This window comes from Aquimarina callyspongiae (assembly GCF_034322225.1).
Taxonomy (GTDB): Bacteria; Bacteroidota; Bacteroidia; order Flavobacteriales; family Flavobacteriaceae; genus Aquimarina.
The window spans coordinates 494,424-511,952 of record NZ_JAXLPA010000005.1; the positions used below are offsets into that span (position 1 = coordinate 494,424).

General features: G+C 31.9%; 18 protein-coding genes. 15 read left to right on the top strand and 3 right to left on the bottom strand.

What is annotated here, in order from left to right; genetic code table 11:
* Window positions 1–107 precede the first annotated feature (107 nt).
* The gene (locus tag U0D62_RS21615) at window positions 108–755 is read left to right on the top strand and encodes a hypothetical protein (protein ID WP_322289440.1); all 648 of its coding nucleotides are present in this window, start codon (window positions 108–110) and stop codon (window positions 753–755) included.
* Between the two features lie 2 nt (window positions 756–757).
* Here U0D62_RS21615 and U0D62_RS21620 read toward each other — a convergent pair whose 3' ends face one another.
* Complete coding sequence (locus tag U0D62_RS21620; protein WP_322289441.1) at window positions 758–2,722, bottom strand: endonuclease; 1,965 nt, start codon at window positions 2,720–2,722, stop codon at window positions 758–760.
* A gap of 154 nt (window positions 2,723–2,876) precedes the next feature.
* Here U0D62_RS21620 and U0D62_RS21625 point away from each other — a divergent pair, with 154 nt between their 5' ends.
* The 3 genes from U0D62_RS21625 to U0D62_RS21635 all read left to right on the top strand — a co-directional run bounded on the left by U0D62_RS21625 (window position 2,877) and on the right by U0D62_RS21635 (window position 5,008).
* Complete coding sequence (locus U0D62_RS21625; RefSeq protein ID WP_322289442.1) at window positions 2,877–3,473, top strand: TetR/AcrR family transcriptional regulator; 597 nt, start codon at window positions 2,877–2,879, stop codon at window positions 3,471–3,473.
* Between the two features lie 57 nt (window positions 3,474–3,530).
* On the top strand, window positions 3,531–4,016 hold the full coding sequence (locus tag U0D62_RS21630) for an acyl-CoA thioesterase (RefSeq protein ID WP_322289443.1): 486 nt from the start codon (window positions 3,531–3,533) through the stop codon (window positions 4,014–4,016).
* Between the two features lie 482 nt (window positions 4,017–4,498).
* A complete protein-coding gene (locus tag U0D62_RS21635; protein ID WP_322289444.1) occupies window positions 4,499–5,008 on the top strand; it encodes a SixA phosphatase family protein in 510 nt (169 codons plus the stop codon).
* Here U0D62_RS21635 and U0D62_RS21640 read toward each other — a convergent pair whose 3' ends face one another.
* Entirely contained in the window at window positions 5,009–5,761 is a 753-nt protein-coding gene (locus tag U0D62_RS21640) for a DUF6503 family protein (RefSeq protein ID WP_322289445.1), read from the bottom strand.
* A 154-nt stretch (window positions 5,762–5,915) separates the two neighbouring features.
* Between U0D62_RS21640 and U0D62_RS21645 the strand changes: the two genes are divergently transcribed.
* Window positions 5,916–6,272: a DUF3887 domain-containing protein gene (locus U0D62_RS21645; protein WP_322289446.1), complete on the top strand. Its 357-nt coding sequence runs from the start codon at window positions 5,916–5,918 to the stop codon at window positions 6,270–6,272.
* Between the two features lie 95 nt (window positions 6,273–6,367).
* Window positions 6,368–6,826: an SsrA-binding protein SmpB gene (smpB, locus tag U0D62_RS21650; protein ID WP_322289447.1), complete on the top strand. Its 459-nt coding sequence runs from the start codon at window positions 6,368–6,370 to the stop codon at window positions 6,824–6,826.
* A gap of 88 nt (window positions 6,827–6,914) precedes the next feature.
* Here the strand turns inward: smpB and U0D62_RS21655 are convergent, their stop codons facing one another.
* Window positions 6,915–7,556, bottom strand: a complete 642-nt coding sequence (locus U0D62_RS21655; RefSeq protein WP_322289448.1) for a protein-L-isoaspartate(D-aspartate) O-methyltransferase — start codon at window positions 7,554–7,556, stop codon at window positions 6,915–6,917.
* Window positions 7,557–7,705: 149 nt separating this feature from the next.
* On the opposite strand from U0D62_RS21655, the gene U0D62_RS21660 reads away from it, so the two are divergent.
* The 9 genes from U0D62_RS21660 to miaA all read left to right on the top strand — a co-directional run bounded on the left by U0D62_RS21660 (window position 7,706) and on the right by miaA (window position 17,509).
* The gene (locus tag U0D62_RS21660; protein WP_322289449.1) at window positions 7,706–8,671 is read left to right on the top strand and encodes a Gfo/Idh/MocA family protein; all 966 of its coding nucleotides are present in this window, start codon (window positions 7,706–7,708) and stop codon (window positions 8,669–8,671) included.
* A gap of 37 nt (window positions 8,672–8,708) precedes the next feature.
* Window positions 8,709–9,596 carry a 3-hydroxyacyl-CoA dehydrogenase family protein gene (locus U0D62_RS21665; protein WP_322289450.1) on the top strand — a complete coding sequence of 296 codons (888 nt, stop codon included), beginning with the start codon at window positions 8,709–8,711 and terminating at the stop codon, window positions 9,594–9,596.
* Between the two features lie 107 nt (window positions 9,597–9,703).
* Window positions 9,704–10,252 carry a M23 family metallopeptidase gene (locus U0D62_RS21670; RefSeq protein WP_322289451.1) on the top strand — a complete coding sequence of 183 codons (549 nt, stop codon included), beginning with the start codon at window positions 9,704–9,706 and terminating at the stop codon, window positions 10,250–10,252.
* Entirely contained in the window at window positions 10,252–11,490 is a 1,239-nt protein-coding gene (locus U0D62_RS21675; protein WP_322289452.1) for a DUF1015 domain-containing protein, read from the top strand. The genes U0D62_RS21670 and U0D62_RS21675 overlap by 1 nt, the downstream gene beginning before the upstream one ends.
* A 127-nt stretch (window positions 11,491–11,617) precedes the next feature.
* Entirely contained in the window at window positions 11,618–12,280 is a 663-nt protein-coding gene (locus U0D62_RS21680; RefSeq protein ID WP_322289453.1) for a YggS family pyridoxal phosphate-dependent enzyme, read from the top strand.
* A 127-nt stretch (window positions 12,281–12,407) separates the two neighbouring features.
* On the top strand, window positions 12,408–13,784 hold the full coding sequence (locus U0D62_RS21685) for an exonuclease domain-containing protein (RefSeq protein ID WP_322289454.1): 1,377 nt from the start codon (window positions 12,408–12,410) through the stop codon (window positions 13,782–13,784).
* Window positions 13,777–15,744, top strand: coding sequence for a DUF3857 domain-containing protein (locus U0D62_RS21690; protein ID WP_322289455.1), 1,968 nt, complete (start codon window positions 13,777–13,779; stop codon window positions 15,742–15,744). The genes U0D62_RS21685 and U0D62_RS21690 overlap by 8 nt, the downstream gene beginning before the upstream one ends.
* A gap of 30 nt (window positions 15,745–15,774) precedes the next feature.
* Window positions 15,775–16,605, top strand: a complete 831-nt coding sequence (locus U0D62_RS21695) for an ion transporter (RefSeq protein WP_322289456.1) — start codon at window positions 15,775–15,777, stop codon at window positions 16,603–16,605.
* Window positions 16,598–17,509 (top strand): tRNA (adenosine(37)-N6)-dimethylallyltransferase MiaA, encoded by a 912-nt coding sequence (miaA, locus tag U0D62_RS21700; RefSeq protein WP_322289457.1) that lies wholly within the window; start codon window positions 16,598–16,600, stop codon window positions 17,507–17,509. The genes U0D62_RS21695 and miaA overlap by 8 nt, the downstream gene beginning before the upstream one ends.
* Window positions 17,510–17,529: the final 20 nt, after the last annotated feature.

Below are 17,529 nucleotides of genomic sequence, written 5' to 3' on the forward strand. Positions count from 1 at the left end.
CAGATTAGGTTATTACGGTTTTACCATAGATATTAACAACTTTATTCCTACAATAGTTAATAACTAAATAATAACTGCATTAAAGTTTTAAGTAAATTGCAATGCACATGAAACCAACCTTAATCATACTCTTTTTCCTAAACATTCACATCTCTTTTGGGCAAAGTAGAAAGGAAATTCTTGTGGACATAAGTAACAAATATCAGCTTATAAGAGAGTTGGTAGATGACAATACTTTAAGACAACATCATATTGAATATACTTGCGAAGAATCATCAGATAAAGGCTCCCTTACTTTTTATTATAATAGTAGAGAATTAAAACACATACTTCATACCTACACTCAGGGTCATGTAACATTTAAGGATGAGTATTACATTTGGGATGATCAGTTATTTTTTCAGTTCGCTATACATAAAATTAGATATAAAGATTACGAAAGGAAAAAATACGGAAAAGTTGAAAAAGTAAATGTCACTCTTACACTCGAGGAACGATTCTATTTTCATGAAGAGAATGCCATAAAATGTCAATTCAAAGATTTTGAAACTCGAAGCAACAAATCCAAAAACCCAAGAACCAATTACGTAAGAAATCAAATTACAAATTGCGAACAAGCACAGAAAGTGTTACTAAAATACCAAGTGTTATTACAACAGCAAGAATTAGATTTAGCCAATGCCTGTGTATTGCCCAAAAGCATTTCTAAAATACTTAAAGATGATGTTATTTACGGAAACATGGGTCTTAACTAAAACTACTTTACAAAAAGTCGTCTGTTAACTACTCTTTCATCAGATACTATTTGTACCATATATATTCCTGACGAAAAATCAACATTTACTCTCTCCATTTCCTGAAAAGAACTTTTAAAAACCAAAACTCCTAAAGCATTATAAATATTAATTTTTCCTTTTTTTCCCGGAGCTGAGATCGTAACATAATTTTCTGCAGGATTTGGATAGATTAAGAATCTTTCATCATTTTGATTATCTCCTATAGATAAGGTATTTGCCCAGGTTTCTCCTTGATTGTTACCCCAAATATACTCAGCAAGGTCTGGTTGATCAATAAATGGATTTCGATTTCGCTGCCAAGTGTAAATAATATTATTTCGATTCATTTCATAATCGTCCGGAGGATCATTTCGGTGCCAATCCAGCAAAGTAGCAAGATCTCCTAATTCTCCAACTGTAGAATTACTTGGATCTCCGTTCACCACATCCAAACCATTATAACGAATGGCAAGAAAAAATATACCTCTCGCCACATCACCCTGCCAACTACCTTGATTACCTGTCGGTCCAGAATATTCACCATAGTCTTGATTTCCTCTAGAACTATTTTCAGGTCCATCGGTAGCACGAAGTCCGTGGGCATCAGAATTAGCATGACGTAATGAATCAGCATTTGTAGTTACAAAAACATTTATTCCATCAGCAATATCATCTGCATCTATACTATTAAAACCTCCTCTTGATCTTGGATATGTATGCTCTCTGTTCCATTTTCCAACATTACTCCCTCCAGAGGTTTGAAAATCCAATTTAGGGCGTTGTTGTTCTGTATACAATAACCACACCTGATTACTATTTAAAGGACTTTGATCGGCCTCTTTTAAAATATCAATTATATCAGAATACGTTTGTGTACGAACCGAATTTGGATCTGCAATTACATTCTGAACAGCTTGAACCAACGCAGCATCTGCTAACCCATTAAGAGTATCATAATAATCTGCCGGAGCTGTATTTGCTACATTTCCAAATGTAGGGTTTAGGGGCGTTCCCCAAGAAGCAGTAGTAAAATCATTATCTACAATTCGTATTTCTTCATTATCATTAAGACGATTAAATCCTGAAGGTAAAGCTCCAAAAACAATCTTCATCACTTCATCTCCTTCATCATCGTTATCATCTGTAATTAGTACGGTAATAGTATCTGTATTTGTTCCCGTAGGAATTGTTACAGATAAACTCCCCGTATAATCACTATTATCAAAAGTTCCGTTAGCTAGAGAAACATTAAAATTAAGATCACTGGTAACATTATTCTGTGTATTAAAAACAATATCAATACTATCACCTTCATTATATTGACTTCCTGTAAGCATATAAGATACACCATTAAAAAGAACACCACTTCCATCATTTAAAACTCCAGGAGTAGGTGTCGTAACAGTATAACTACCATCATTATTACGCTGGATTGATTCTGTGGTCTGATTTCCATTTTGCCCTTCGTTAATTTGTTCGGTTTCTCCTAAAAGTCCTAGTAAAACCGTATCATCTGCATCATTTGTATCATATACCAATGCATCTACCAAGTTACTTGTGGTTGCCAAAGTTCCATCCGGAAAATCAGAATCATTACCCAAATAAATAGCTACTGCATCAGCTCCATTCTGAATTGCATTTTCAAAAATCACAAACTCAGGAACAGGAGAAACATTATTACCACCTATTAAAAAAATACCGTTGACATCTGTTGTGTATCCATCAAGGTCAAAAGCCAGATAACTTGAATCTGCTCCGCTTGTTGACCCATTAAAAAATACTAATACATATCCATTTAGAGAAAAATTAGGAGTATCAGACTTAAGCTCTATAAACTCCATATCATCGGTGCTTGGCGTATCCACATCTAACTCATTAATCACAACTTGTCCATGAGAAAAGTAAACAGTCAATGAAACGATAAAAAGTAAGTAATATTTATTCATAATTTAATTTATTGTCAATCTTGAAATATACAGATATTCTGACTTTGTCTCTGTTATATTTCTATTAAATTTATGCTATAGAAAGAGTTAACAACAAAAATATACCGATTGGTATATTTTTTATTATCTTTGTAAAAATTACCTGTAATACCTTATGTTAAGCAAAGCTGAACAAACAACAGAATTTATTATTCAAACAGTAGCTCCTATTTTTAATAAAAATGGGTATGCAGCTACTAGTTTGAGTGATATTACCAAAGCCACAGGTTTAACGAAAGGCGCTATCTACGGCAACTTTAAAAACAAAGAAGAATTAGCTATTGCATCATTTACGATGACTGTAAAAAAGATGTTAAGACGTATTACTGATCATCAATCCTTGAGTAATTCTCCTCTTGAAAAATTATTCTTAGTTACTGACTTTTATAGAAATTATTATAATTATAGTCAAGAGCTTGGCGGTTGCCCAGTATTAAACATGGGAGTAGATGCCAAACATCAAAATCCAGCACTTTTTCAATATGTACAATATACTATAGACAAAATACAGAATAACGTTGTTAAACTCATTAATGCGGGTAAAGAAGTAAAAGAAATAGCTCCAGAAGTTAACTCTTCTTTATATGCTAAAAGATTATACACCATGATCAGTGGTGCTATTTTTATGACCCATACTATGGAAGATAATAGTTACTTATTACATACTATGGATCAAATCGATAGTATGATTCAAAATGAACTAAAACTTTAAAATAAATTATATTTTTTGAAACAAAATATACCGATTGGTATAAAACTAAAATAAATTATGACAGCACTACCAAAAACCCTAGAAAGTAAAGCGAAAATCAGATTTCAGGATTGCGATCCATTTAACCACCTTAACAACGCTTCATACATCAATTATATGATCAATGCGAGAGAAGATCAAATTGATAAACATTATGATCTTGATATTTTTACTCTGGCAAAGACACAAGGAGTTAGTTGGGTCGTAGGATCCAACCAAATTGCTTATTTAAAACCTGCTTTATTAATGGAAGATGTGGTTATCGATTCGCAATTATTCTATTATTCAGAAAATCAATTACACGTAGAGATTCGTATGTGGAATCACGATAAATCTGAGCTTAAAGCTGTGATGTGGAGCACTTTTGTTCACTTTAATTTATTACAGCAAAAACGCTGGAATCACGATAAAAAATTAATGGAATTATTCGAAAATATCCTAAACCCGTTAGAAGCAAAAAACTTTGAAAAAAGAATTTTACAATTAAAACCACAAAAAGTGTAACAAAAAGGTTTTTTTACAGTCTTATAAAGACATCATCAATCAATTAAACCTAACCACTATGAAATCTTCCGGGGATTTAGGCTCTTCAAACAAAAAGAAGAGCTCATCATATATTTATATAGGATTTTTTATCATAGCTATTTTATCCATGATTATAGTCATTTGGAAAATGGGAATGTTATAATAGCATATTTGTTCAATATCAAAGCTACGCAGACTTTTTCAAGAGTTTGCGTAGATTTAAAAAAATACACCTCTTGTATAATATCACCCCGAGAAACTTCATATAGGGTTTTATAATTACACTCACTCAAATATCATTTATAGAAACTCAACAAAACAACTTCTAATTTAATCCAAAATACATTCTATATCTCTTCTATATCCACACTATAAAAATCATTGGATAAAGACAAAAATTGTTAAATTATAAGGTTTTCAGTATTTTGTTGCTTTTATTGCAATTCGCAAAAACGTATATTATGAAAATCACGAGATCATTTTTTCTACTATCTTTTTTCTTATTTGGATTAATAGCCCAGGCTCAAAGCAGTGATAATACTACTACATATTTCTTTATCAGACATGCAGAAAAAGATCTTAGCGATCCTAATAACCGAAATCCTCACTTAACTCAAGAGGGAAAAACCAGAGCACAAAACTGGTCTCATATTCTTTCTAATGCCAATATAGATATGGTTTTTAGTACAGATTACTACAGAACTCTTGAAACCGCCAATCCAATTGCCAATAGTAAAAATCTAAAAGTTACTCTTTACGATCCAAGAGATCTATACAACTCAGATTTTCAACAAAAAACCAAAGGAAAAACAGTTGTCATTGTTGGTCATAGTAACACTACTCCTGCTTTTGTCAATAAGATATTAAAACAGAAGAAACACTCTTCTATTGATGAAAAAGATTATGGAAAATTATTTGTAGTAACAATTTCTGCCAATAACACAATTATTGATACAGTCTTAAATTATTAACTAGCAACAGTTACCCTCAACATACACAAAGATATCTTCTAGTTCTATTTTAGAGAGTAATGTAAGCTTCTCATCATCAAAAAGTTTATCTAATTGAGATAAAGGAGTTGAAAGATCATCTGTTTTATAATTATTATAATCGACAAATCGTATTCCGCTTACTATTCGTGAATTAAAAGCTTCTCTAAATCTAATTCCTCCACCATTAACTGCGTATTTATACGCTAGATAATCTATGGTAAAATTATCTTTATGAATCCAGTACATAAATTCATCATCATAATCAGTTCCTCCTCCTTCTTTCTTAAAAGTTACTCTAATCTTATAATAAGAAATGTCTTTGATTTTTGATTCTCCAATCAATTCTTTATTTACAGCCGCATCGTTAAGTCCGTATGGTAAATTAGCAAAGTAGTGCACTGAGTTCACCCCATCGCTAATTCTGGTTATCAATGAATCTGCTACCTTCACTGGGCAGTTCTCTATAGATCTTTCTAATCCTCTATTACTTACAATATCATGAGTCAGTCCTTGAGGAGCATTTACAAATCGTTCTAATTCATACACCCCTTTATCACGTCTACTACGATATTGTTTTCCTCTAAAAGTAAAATGTATTACTGCATGATCATATTTTGATCCTCCAGCTTTTTCTATAGTTTTATCAATAATTTCTTGTGCAGAAAATTCATTGATTATTGTTGTAAAAGAAACAAAAACCAATGCAATTATTAGAAACAAAAATCGTGTCATAGCAATATATTTTATAGGGGCTAAAGTAATTTTTATACAATAAATAATTGTAACAATTTTGTTAAACCACCCATAAAAATCAATTAAAATTGTTCGATGATGTTTTTAAATTTTCAAAAAGATAATTATTTTGCGAATCCTAAATCTTATTATAATGAAATATCTAATATTACTTTTAGCTTTTGCTATTTCACAACCTCTATTAGCGCAAGATGCTGAGTCTTACGAAAAGACAATAAAAACGTTTCAAGAAAACTTTAATGCTCAAAATACTGATGCAATTTTTGCTCAATATACTACTGAATTACAAGAAGAAATGACTAAAGAAGGAGTTGCCGGATTTGTAAAAGGTTGTTACAATAAGTTTGGAAATCTAAAGACATTTAGTTTTATTGAAACCGCAGAAGGAATATATAGTTATTTGGTAGAATTTGAAAAAGGTACCCTCGCTATGGATATAAAAATCTCTAAAGAAGGTAAGATTTCTACGATCCAACTTCAGGCACCTTAAAATATTTTATCATATAATCATCATTTAGAAAAGCTTTCTTTCGAGAAAGCTTTGTATTTTTGTGATCTTTATCAATATTGAGTGAGAAAATAAAAATGAATCCGAATAAAATTAACATACTTAACAGAAAAGCCAAGTTCGAATATGAATTTCTGGATAAATATACTGCGGGTATCAAACTGGTAGGAACAGAAATAAAAGCTATTCGAGAAGGAAAGGCAGGGATCGCAGAGAGTTTTTGTGAGTTTAATAATGGAGAACTTTTTGTAATCAATATGAATATTGAAGAATACTCACACGCTACTTATTTTAATCACAAACCCAAAAGTGAACGAAAACTATTACTAAATAAGAAAGAGTTACGTAAACTTGAAAAAGAGGTAAAAAACTCTGGTTTGACAATTATACCTACTCGTTTATTTGTTAATGAACGAGGCTTAGCTAAACTTGATGTCGTTTTAGCTCGTGGTAAGAAAATGTATGACAAGAGAGAGACTATTAAAGATCGTGATAATAAACGAGCACTGGATCGAATTAAAAAGAGTTATAAATAGAAGATTCTTGTAAATCTTCTATTTCTTAATTATCCTTCTTCTTCAGAATTACTATTAATCCAACCCAGTTAATTAATCTGTTATTTGACTAATTTTTATCTTCTAATAGAGGAACAAATCTAAACTCACCTAATTCTCTTTTTTCAAATTCTGTCTCGCTTTTTCGGGTAAACAAGTTCATAATCTGATTATTTTTTCCAACAGGAATCACTAACCTACCTCCTATTTTTAATTGACTCAGCAACGGTTTTGGCACATAAGGAGCACCAGCAGTTACAATAATAGAGTCGTATGGTGCAAATTCAGTCATCCCTTTATATCCATCTCCAAAAGAAAGTCGTTTAGGACGATATCCTAACTTAGATAGAAAAAGCTTTGTTTTTTTAAACAATTCTTGTTGGCGTTCTATACTATATACCTTTGCTCCCAATTCACATAAAACTGCTGTTTGATATCCAGAGCCTGTTCCTATTTCCAAGACACTATCTCCCCTATCGACTTGTAACAATTCACTCTGAAAAGCAACAGTATATGGTTGAGAAATAGTCTGCTCTGCAGCAATTGGAAAAGCTTTATCCTGATAAGCATGATCCTCAAAACCAGAATCCATAAATAAATGCCTTGGAATTTTTCCAATAGCCGCCAAAACGGCCTCATCCTTGATTCCTTTTCGGGTTAAAACATCAACTAACTGCTTTCTTTTTCCAGCATGTCTTAGGGTATCTTTCACTTTATTTGGTTGTTTAGCGGGTCAAAATTACGCAAAGATTTTAATAGAATAATAAACTATTTCACCTCTATTATGAATATTTTGCTTTTTAGATATAATTAGGATTTAAAATTTATAAATAATACTATTTTTGTGTAAAATCTTGAATTATGCTCAAAGCAGGAGTAATCGGTGCGGGACACCTAGGTAAAATCCATTTACGACTTCTCGAACAATCCGAAAATTATGATCTAGCAGGTTTCTATGATACTAGCGAACAACAAGCAAAATCTATAGCCGAAGAATTTGGTTATCAATTATTCAATTCTGTTGAAGAATTGATTGACTCTGTAGATGTTGTTGATATTGTAACCCCAACCTTTGCTCATTTTGAAGTTGCAAAACAAGCAATACAAGCTGGAAAACACGTCTTTATAGAAAAGCCGATCACTAATACTGTTGAAGAAGCTGAACAATTAATTCAATTAGCAGAAACCTATAAGGTAAAAGGGCAAGTTGGTCATGTTGAACGCTTTAATCCTGCCTATACTGCAGTAGCTGATAAAATAGACAATCCTATGTTTATTGAAGCTCATAGATTAGCAGAGTTTAATCCTCGTGGAACAGATGTTCCTGTGGTTTTAGATCTTATGATTCATGATATCGATGCGATATTAAGTGTTGTACATTCTGAAGTAAAGCAGATCAGTGCCAGTGGAGTTTCAGTAATTAGTGAAACTCCAGATATTGCCAATGCACGGATTGAATTTGAAAATGGTTGTGTTGCTAATCTAACCGCGAGTCGAATTTCTCTGAAAAATATGAGAAAATCCAGGTTTTTTCAGAGAGATGCTTATATCTCTGTTGATTTCTTTGAAAAAAAGTGTGAAGTTGTAAAAATGAAAGATGCTCCTGAGCAACCAGACGACTTTGCCATGATACTTCAAAATGCAGAAGGTGTTAAAAAACAAATATACTTTGACAATCCAGGTGTTCCTTCTAATAATGCCATTTTGGATGAACTAGACACCTTTGCACATGCGATCAATAATAACACCACTCCTATTGTTTCTCTTGAACAAGGGAAAAAAGCGTTAGAAGTGGCACTTAAAATTATCGATTGCTTTAAAAATTAAAACAAAATTACTACACAATACACTTAAACATAAAATAATGAAAAACATAGCAGTTATAGGAGCAGGAACAATGGGGAATGGTATTGCACATACTTTTGCACAAAAAGGATTTAAAGTACAATTAATCGATATCTCGCAACAAGCCTTGGATAAAGGCCTGGCAACAATCACCAAAAATCTGGATAGAATGATTGCCAAAGAGAAAATCACTCAAAATGACAAAGAAGATACTCTTTCCAATATATCAACTTACACTAATATTAAAGAGGGAGTAGAATATGCAGGACTAGTCGTTGAAGCTGCTACTGAAAATATAGACCTTAAATTAAAAATCTTTAAAGACCTTAGTGAAACGTGTTCAGAAGACACGATTCTGGCAACCAATACCTCTTCGATTTCTATTACACAAATTGCTGCAGTAACTAAAAGACCAGAAATGGTAATCGGAATGCATTTTATGAATCCGGTACCAATAATGAAACTGGTAGAAATTATAAGAGGATACAATACTTCTGATGAGGTAACCAATACTATTATGGAAGTATCCAAAGACCTTGGTAAAATCCCTGTAGAAGTAAATGATTACCCTGGATTTGTGGCTAATCGTATCCTCATGCCAATGATAAATGAATCTATTGAAACCTTATATAATGGCGTAGCCGGAGTTTCAGAAATAGATACCGTAATGAAACTAGGTATGGCACACCCGATGGGACCATTACAACTAGCTGATTTTATAGGTCTTGACGTTTGTCTTTCTATTCTTAATGTAATGTATGATGGTTTTAAAAATCCTAAATATGCACCTTGTCCTTTATTAGTTAATATGGTAATGGCTGGTAAATTAGGTGTAAAAAGTGGAGAAGGTTTTTATGACTACTCTGAAAGTAGAAAAGCAGAGAAAGTAGCAAAACAGTTCAAATAGTTAGAAATGAATAGTCATCTGGGATTTGTTAAATGAAAAGATATCTATATCTCATAGTTATTTTTCTTGTTTTCTATTCTTGTAAAAAAAAGAGTACAGCGTTTTCTATGCCAGAAAATAAATCTGTAATAACAAGTAATAAAACTCTTCAGAACAACTATTCAAAATATGATTCACTTTTTACTGCAAACCCTAAATTTGTAGCTATAGATTTTGATTTTCCAGTAGGTAAACCTAACGGTAAAGGATACTATAATGCTCAAAAATTTGGAGAAAATCTTCACTTAGGAGATGACTGGAACGGAACCGGTGGAGGCAATACAGATCTAGGTGATCCTATTTATGCAATTGCTAATGGTTATATATCATATGCAGAGAATATAGGTGGAGGATGGGGAAATGTAATCCGTATTATTCATAAGTTTGAAGGCAATTATTATGAATCCGTTTACGCACATTGTGATAGCATCAAAGTTAAACCTGGTAGATTTATTGAAAAAGGTAGCTTAATTGGTACTATTGGAAATGCAAACGGTATTTATTGGGCACATTTACACCTTGAAATAAGAGATAATATCTTTATGGATATTGGTGGTGGATATTCAGAAAACATAAAAGGATATTTAGATCCAACCAAATTTATAGAACAAAACTAATGGCAAAAATTTTTCCATTCAGAGCAGTACGACCAACAAGAGATAAAGTAAGTTTAGTAGCGACAAGATCTTATCAAAGCTATACTGCTGACGAAAGAGATTCAAGGATGGACTACAACCCCTACTCTTTTCTACATATTATAAATCCAGGATATAAATATCAAAAAGAAATCTCTGGAGAAGAGCGTTATAAATTAGTGCGTAACCGATATCTCGAGTTTAAAGAAGATAATATCTTTATGCAAGAAGACACCCCGTGTTACTATGTATACAAAATTGTAAATCGCGAACAAGAATCTTTTTCAGGAATCATCGCTGCAGCGAGTGCAGAAGATTATGAAAATGATATTATTAAAAAGCATGAAGACACTATACAGGATAGAGAAACTACTTTTAAAGAGTATCTTAAAACTGTAGGGTTTAATGCCGAACCGGTATTACTCACCTATCCGGATAATCAAAACATAACCAAAATTGTTGCGGATACAATTAAAAGCAGAGCTGAATATGAGTTTACTACCACATATAGGGATACTCATTTTCTTTGGAAAATAAGTGATAAAAAAGCAATTGAAAGTATTCAAAAAGAATTTGACACTATAGAAACTATTTACATTGCAGATGGTCATCATCGATCAGCTTCTTCTTATCTATTAGCAAAAGAATCCAAAGAGAATAACCTAGAACACAAAGGAACAGAACCTTACAACTTCTTTATGAGTTATTTGATTCCAGAATCAGATTTAAGAATCTATGAATTTAATCGACTTATTAAAGATCTTAATGGTTTAAGTAAAGAAGAGTTTTTAATACGTCTAGATGAATGGTTTCGTATAGAAAATCGAGGAATCGAAGTATACAAGCCTTCTAAACCTCATCATTTTAGTATGTACCTGGATGGAGAATTCTATTCGTTGTATCTCAGAAAAACAAGTTATGAATTTAATAATGCTCTTGATGAGTTAGATGCCCAAATCCTTTATAAAACAGTATTAGAACCTATATTAGGTATAGAGGATTTGCGAACAGATACTCGAATGGATTATTCTCATGGCAAAAATGATATCGTCTTTGTCAAAAGTAAAGTAGATAGTGGTGAGTTTAATGTTGGCTTTGGATTGTTTCCCGCTTCTGTAAAACAAATGAAAAACATCGCTGACGAAGGCCTAAAGATGCCTCCTAAAAGCACCTATATTGAGCCCAAACTAAGAAGTGGTGTAACGGTATATGAATTCTAATATCTAATAAATAACCAGAGATTCTATTGTTTGAATTTATCTACAAAAACGAATCAAGCACATCTAATAAGATGTAAATACAATTCTATTTTTGAGGTTGGTTGCCATTTAGATATATTTGCAAACTATGAGCAACATCCAAAAGAACCTTGAAGAGGTCATAACGTCAATCCCTAAAAATGTCACATTAGTAGCCGTTTCTAAAACAAAACCAGTAACTGATTTATTAGAAGCTTATAATGCCGGACAACGTATTTTTGGAGAAAACAAGATTCAGGAAATGGCTGAAAAATGGGAAACCATGCCCAAAGATATTAGTTGGCATATGATCGGTCATGTACAAACAAATAAGGTGAAGTATATGGCACCTTTTGTAGATTTGATTCATGCCGTTGACAGTTACAAGCTTTTAAAAGAAATTGATAAACAAGCAAAAAAGCACAATAGAATAATAAACTGTTTACTACAACTAAAAATAGCTGAAGAAGAAAGTAAATTTGGATTAACCAAAGAAGAAATCTCCTCTTTATTGAATTCTGAAGAAATTAAAGCTCTTACTAATGTAAATATCCAAGGACTTATGGGTATGGCTACTTTTACTGAAGATATGGAGCAAATCAAAAAAGAATTTGGTATTATTACTACTTTTTTTAACCTACTTACTCCGCAATATCCTGAATTAAAAACCTTATCTATAGGAATGAGCGGAGATTATAAATTAGCTATTGATTGTGGTAGTACCATGGTTAGAATAGGAAGTTCTATCTTTGGAGCAAGAAACTATCATTAATTTAGTTACAAAAGACTAATACTAAATTATTTTATAGCTTTAAAATTTCAAACAAAAAAAGTTAAAATAACACAAATTATAACTGTTTTAATATAAGTATAGGGAAAACAAACAATCGGGATTAAGAATGTATGCAATTTTAGATATAGAAACTACTGGAGGAAAATATAATGAAGAAGGAATTACTGAGATTGCTATATATAAATTTGATGGGCATCAGGTTGTAGATCAATTTATTTCTCTTATCAATCCAGAAAGGCCGATACAACCATTTGTAGCAAATCTTACAGGTATTAATAATCAAATGCTTCGTAACGCTCCTAAGTTTTATGAAGTTGCCAAAAGAATTGTTGAGATTACAGAAGATTGTGTCATAGTAGCTCATAATTCTAGTTTTGATTATCGCATTCTAAGAACAGAATTCTCACGATTAGGGTTTGAATATGAAAGAAAGTCCTTATGTACTGTAGAGCTTTCTAAAAAATTAATTCCAGATCAAAAGTCGTACAGTTTAGGTAAGCTTGTGCGAGGATTAGGAATTCCTCTTTCTGATAGACATAGAGCTGATGGTGATGCTCAGGCTACTGTAAAACTATTCAAACTTTTACTTACAAAAGATCTTGAAAAAAAGATTATAACTGAAACCGTAAGAGCAGATCCTAAAAAGCAAATCGATAATAAATTACTTAGACTAATAGAAGAAGCTCCAACAGCTACAGGAGTATACTATATGCACCGAGAAGATGGTACTATTATATATATTGGTAAAAGTAAGAATATAAAAAAACGATTAAATCAACACTTTACTAGTGACAATAGAAAATCCAGAAGAATCCAGGTAGAAGTAATCCGTATTACATATGAAATAACTGGTAGTGAACTGTTAGCACTTTTAAAAGAGAGTGAAGAAATCAAAATCAATAAACCAAAATACAACAGAGCATTACGTAGAACAAAGTTTGATCAAGCTCTTTATCAGTTTGTAGATGATCAAGGGTATATAAATTTTAAAACAGCAAAAGCTGATGCCCGTAAAAACACTAGCATTACTACATTTAGCAACAAACAACAAGCTAAATCTTTTATGCATCGCTGGACAGAAGAGTATAATCTGTGTTTAAAGTTAATGGGACTTGATAATGGAGAAAGTAACTGTTTTAATTATACGATAAAACAATGCCATGGTGCCTGTATTAAAGATGAATCTGCCGAAGAGTATAATGAAAGAGCACGAAAACTTATCTTTAATAACTCCTTTAACGGTCAAAACATGATTATTGTAGATCGTGGTCGAGATGTTGACGAGCAGAGTATAGTATTAGTTGAAGAAGGAAAATTTAAAGGTATTGGTTATTTTAATCTTAATTTTCAAATCCAAAATATAGAAGTATTACGATCAATCATTACCCCAATGAAGCATAATCGAGATGCTCAACACATTATCCAAAGTTATACCCGAAAAAATAAAAGATTAAAGATTATCAAACTACCCAAGAATGACTAAGTACCTTATATTAATATTTCTTGCTTTCTTCTCACTATGCATTACATCTCAAGAAAATTACAATAATAAAAATATGGTAGTCAGCATGGCTGATCTTGAAAACAACACATTTAAACAAGATACTACAGCCAATGCTTTTTTTATTTACGAAAAAGGATTTAGCAGAGTCGAAAATGGTGGAGGCTATAATCTTCTTACTAATTATCAAGCAAAAGTAAAAATCCTAAACGAACAAGGGTTTAAAAAAGCTACTATTGAAATCCTTTTATACAGAAATAACCGAAAAAAGGAATGGCTTCAGGATTTGACTGCATATACTCATAATATAGAAAATGGTAAAATTATAAAAACCAAAATAGACAAAGATCATATATATAGAGAGAAGTATAATGATAATTACACCCTTGTAAAATTTACTTTTCCTAATCTAAAATCTGGATCTGTTCTAACCTATAAGTATCAGATAGAATCTCCTTTTATATACAATTTTAATGGATGGGACTTTCAGGATGATATCCCAAAACTGTATAGTGAATATATTGCTGACCTTCCAGGTAATTATGTATACAACATACGCCTTAATGGAATTTTGAAATTAGACACAAATGATTCTTCAATTATAAAAGAATGCCTTGAAATAGGGGGTGCATCAGCAGATTGCTCCCATAATATCTACGCCATGAGCAATATTCCTGCCTTTAAAGAGGAAAGTTATATGACGGCCAAGAAAAACTATTTTTCACGTATCGAATATGAACTCAAAGAATTCAAGGGCTTTGACGGGACAAATATAAAATACACTGAAACATGGAAAAATGTCGATAATAAATTAAAGAAAGAGCCTTCGATCGGGCTTCAATTAAAAAAAATAAACATTACAAAAGATGTACTTCCTACATCAATCCAATCAACACCACAAGTTCTTGATAAGGCTAAAGCTATATATAGGCATATTGCAAACAATTACACCTGGAACAAAAAATATCGCATATTTAAAGATGGTAATATTAAAAAAACCATCGAAAATAAAACAGGAAACGTATCCAGCATCAATATATTACTGCATAACACCTTAAAGCAACAAGGGTTTAATGTGTTACCCGTTCTACTATCTACTCGAAGAAACGGTTATGCTACACGTTTACATCCAGTCATCACTGATTTTAATTATCTTATTGTACAACTTTCTATAGATGATAAAATATTTTTATTAGACGCCACAGAAAAAGTACTAAGTTTTGGGGAACTTCCGTTCAGGTGCCTCAATCAATATGGTAGATTATTAGACTTTAAAAATGGAAGCTCCTGGATAGACATTAAAAACAAACAACATTCTTCATTTACTTTCAGAGAAAAAATACAACTCAATAGTAAGCTTGAATTAACTGGTAAAGCAAAACATGTTTTTGCTGGATATCACGCATATAACAAAAGAAAAAAACTTAATAAAGTAAATAAAGAAAAGTACATTCAAGAAATCAAAAACTCGTATTCTGAAGTAAGTATTAATGATTTAATTTTAAAAAATGAAAATGATTTTGAGACAGCCTTTCGGCAAGAATTTGATTTCGTCAGAAATACTGAAGAAATAGATAACCTCATCTATATAAAACCTTTTACCAAGCCTTTTTTCAGCAAAAATCCTTTTAAATTAAATGAACGAACATATCCCGTTGATTTTGGTTATAAGGATTCTTACACCTATTTAGTATCGTTAGAAATCCCAGAAGGATATGAATTCGAAAACATCCCTAAAGATTTATCCTATGCAATTCCTGATAAATTAGGACGAACCAGTATTCGTTTTCAAAAGAACGGCAATACTTTAATCATGACTCACAGGGTAATATTTAATACTTCTTATTATTCTCCAAAATATTATGCATCATTAAAAGAGTTTTTTAATCTTATCATAGATATGGAAAACAACTATTTCATAACCATCAAAAAAATCAGTTAGTTTTAGTATTTTTAATCAAAATCAATACACTTGAATAAAAATTCATCACACAAAACCTGGAAAGATCGATTGCACGAGATCATTTATGAAGCTGATACTCCTGCCGGTAAATCCTTTGATCTAATCATTCTTATAATGATTCTTGCCAGTATTATATTGGTAATGCTCGAAAGCGTTTCTTACATCAATGAAAAACATGCATCGTTGTTTAATATTCTAGAATGGATAATTACTATTGTATTTACCATAGAATATTTTTTAAGGATTATTGCTATCAACAAGCCCAAAAACTACATTTTTAGTTTTTTTGGGATTATTGATTTCTTATCCACGATCCCTAAATATTTATCATTACTCTTTATTGGTACGCATGCACTTGTTGCACTCAGAGCATTACGTTTATTAAGGGTATTTAGGATTTTAAAATTAGCAAGATTTATTGGAGAATCAAATCGATTAGTCAGAGCATTAAAGGCGAGCAGAGCAAAAATAGCTGTATTTCTATTTGCTGTTTTGATTGTTTCTATCATCCTGGGAACCGTTATGTACCTGGTCGAAGGTTCTGAACATGGTTTTAATAGTATTCCTAAAAGTGTATATTGGTGTATTGTTACTCTCACAACCGTGGGATATGGAGACATCTCTCCCGAAACCCCTCTTGGACAATTAATTGCTTCAGTAATTATGATTCTGGGGTATGGTATTATAGCCGTTCCTACTGGTATTGTAAGTGCCGAGTATACCCAACAACATAAGAAAATCAATCTTAATACGCAGTCTTGTGGGAACTGCCACGAGGGCAATCATTCTGATAATGCTAAATTCTGCCATAAATGCGGAGAGAATCTTCATAATGGATAAAACATTAATTGTAATCGTAGGTCCTACTGCTATTGGCAAAACCAGCTTAAGCATAAAACTAGCAAATCATTTTAATTGCGAAATTATTTCTGCAGATAGCAGACAGTTTTACAAAGAAATGAGTATTGGTACTGCTGTTCCTACTCCAGAAGAAATAAGTCAGGCTACCCATCATTGTATTCAACACAAAAGTATTGAAGACACTTATACTGTAGGTGATTTTGAAAAAGAATCCTTAGAATTGTTAAACACGCTCTTTGAACAGAATAATTACGCAATTCTTGTTGGTGGTTCAGGTCTTTATGTAGATGCTGTTACTAAAGGTTTAGATTATTTTCCTGAAACCGATGCACAAGTCCGTCAACAACTTCAGGAAGAATTTAATGTAAACGGAATTGAAGGTTTGCAGGAACAATTAAGGGTTTTAGATCCTGAACATTACAAAAAGGTAGATTTACAAAATCCTCACCGGGTAATCCGAGCTTTAGAAGTATGTATTTCTAGTGAGCAACCTTACTCTTCTTTTCTTACTAAATCTTCTAAAAACCGTCCTTTCAATATTATCAAAGTTGGAATAACTGCAGATAGACAGATTATTTACGATAGAATTAATCAAAGAGTGGATATTATGGTTAATCAAGGGCTTATAGAAGAAGCGAAAAACTTATACCCATACCGATCTCTCAATGCACTAAACACTGTTGGTTACAAAGAATTATTTAATCACTTTAATAATGATTGGGAATTAGATTTTGCAATTTCTGAAATCAAAAAAAACACCCGTAGATTTGCAAAAAGGCAATTGACCTGGTTTAGAAAAGATACAGAGATTTCTTGGTTTGATTATCAGGAAGAATTAGAATTCATTATTTTATATATAGAAAAATCCACTATTAGTAATTAATAGTGGATTTCACATTTATG

Excerpts from the sequence above, each read along its gene's own strand:
- U0D62_RS21615 (WP_322289440.1), top strand. The coding sequence starts at position 108 with ATGAAACCAACCTTAATCATACTCTTTTTCCTAAACATTCACATCTCT.
- U0D62_RS21620 (WP_322289441.1), bottom strand. The coding sequence starts at position 2,722 with ATGAATAAATATTACTTACTTTTTATCGTTTCATTGACTGTTTACTTT.
- U0D62_RS21625 (WP_322289442.1), top strand. The coding sequence starts at position 2,877 with ATGTTAAGCAAAGCTGAACAAACAACAGAATTTATTATTCAAACAGTA.
- U0D62_RS21630 (WP_322289443.1), top strand. The coding sequence starts at position 3,531 with ATGACAGCACTACCAAAAACCCTAGAAAGTAAAGCGAAAATCAGATTT.
- U0D62_RS21635 (WP_322289444.1), top strand. The coding sequence starts at position 4,499 with ATGAAAATCACGAGATCATTTTTTCTACTATCTTTTTTCTTATTTGGA.
- U0D62_RS21640 (WP_322289445.1), bottom strand. The coding sequence starts at position 5,761 with ATGACACGATTTTTGTTTCTAATAATTGCATTGGTTTTTGTTTCTTTT.
- U0D62_RS21645 (WP_322289446.1), top strand. The coding sequence starts at position 5,916 with ATGAAATATCTAATATTACTTTTAGCTTTTGCTATTTCACAACCTCTA.
- smpB (WP_322289447.1), top strand. The coding sequence starts at position 6,368 with ATGAATCCGAATAAAATTAACATACTTAACAGAAAAGCCAAGTTCGAA.
- U0D62_RS21660 (WP_322289449.1), top strand. The coding sequence starts at position 7,706 with ATGCTCAAAGCAGGAGTAATCGGTGCGGGACACCTAGGTAAAATCCAT.
- U0D62_RS21665 (WP_322289450.1), top strand. The coding sequence starts at position 8,709 with ATGAAAAACATAGCAGTTATAGGAGCAGGAACAATGGGGAATGGTATT.
- U0D62_RS21670 (WP_322289451.1), top strand. The coding sequence starts at position 9,704 with ATGCCAGAAAATAAATCTGTAATAACAAGTAATAAAACTCTTCAGAAC.
- U0D62_RS21675 (WP_322289452.1), top strand. The coding sequence starts at position 10,252 with ATGGCAAAAATTTTTCCATTCAGAGCAGTACGACCAACAAGAGATAAA.
- U0D62_RS21680 (WP_322289453.1), top strand. The coding sequence starts at position 11,618 with ATGAGCAACATCCAAAAGAACCTTGAAGAGGTCATAACGTCAATCCCT.
- U0D62_RS21685 (WP_322289454.1), top strand. The coding sequence starts at position 12,408 with ATGTATGCAATTTTAGATATAGAAACTACTGGAGGAAAATATAATGAA.
- U0D62_RS21690 (WP_322289455.1), top strand. The coding sequence starts at position 13,777 with ATGACTAAGTACCTTATATTAATATTTCTTGCTTTCTTCTCACTATGC.
- miaA (WP_322289457.1), top strand. The coding sequence starts at position 16,598 with ATGGATAAAACATTAATTGTAATCGTAGGTCCTACTGCTATTGGCAAA.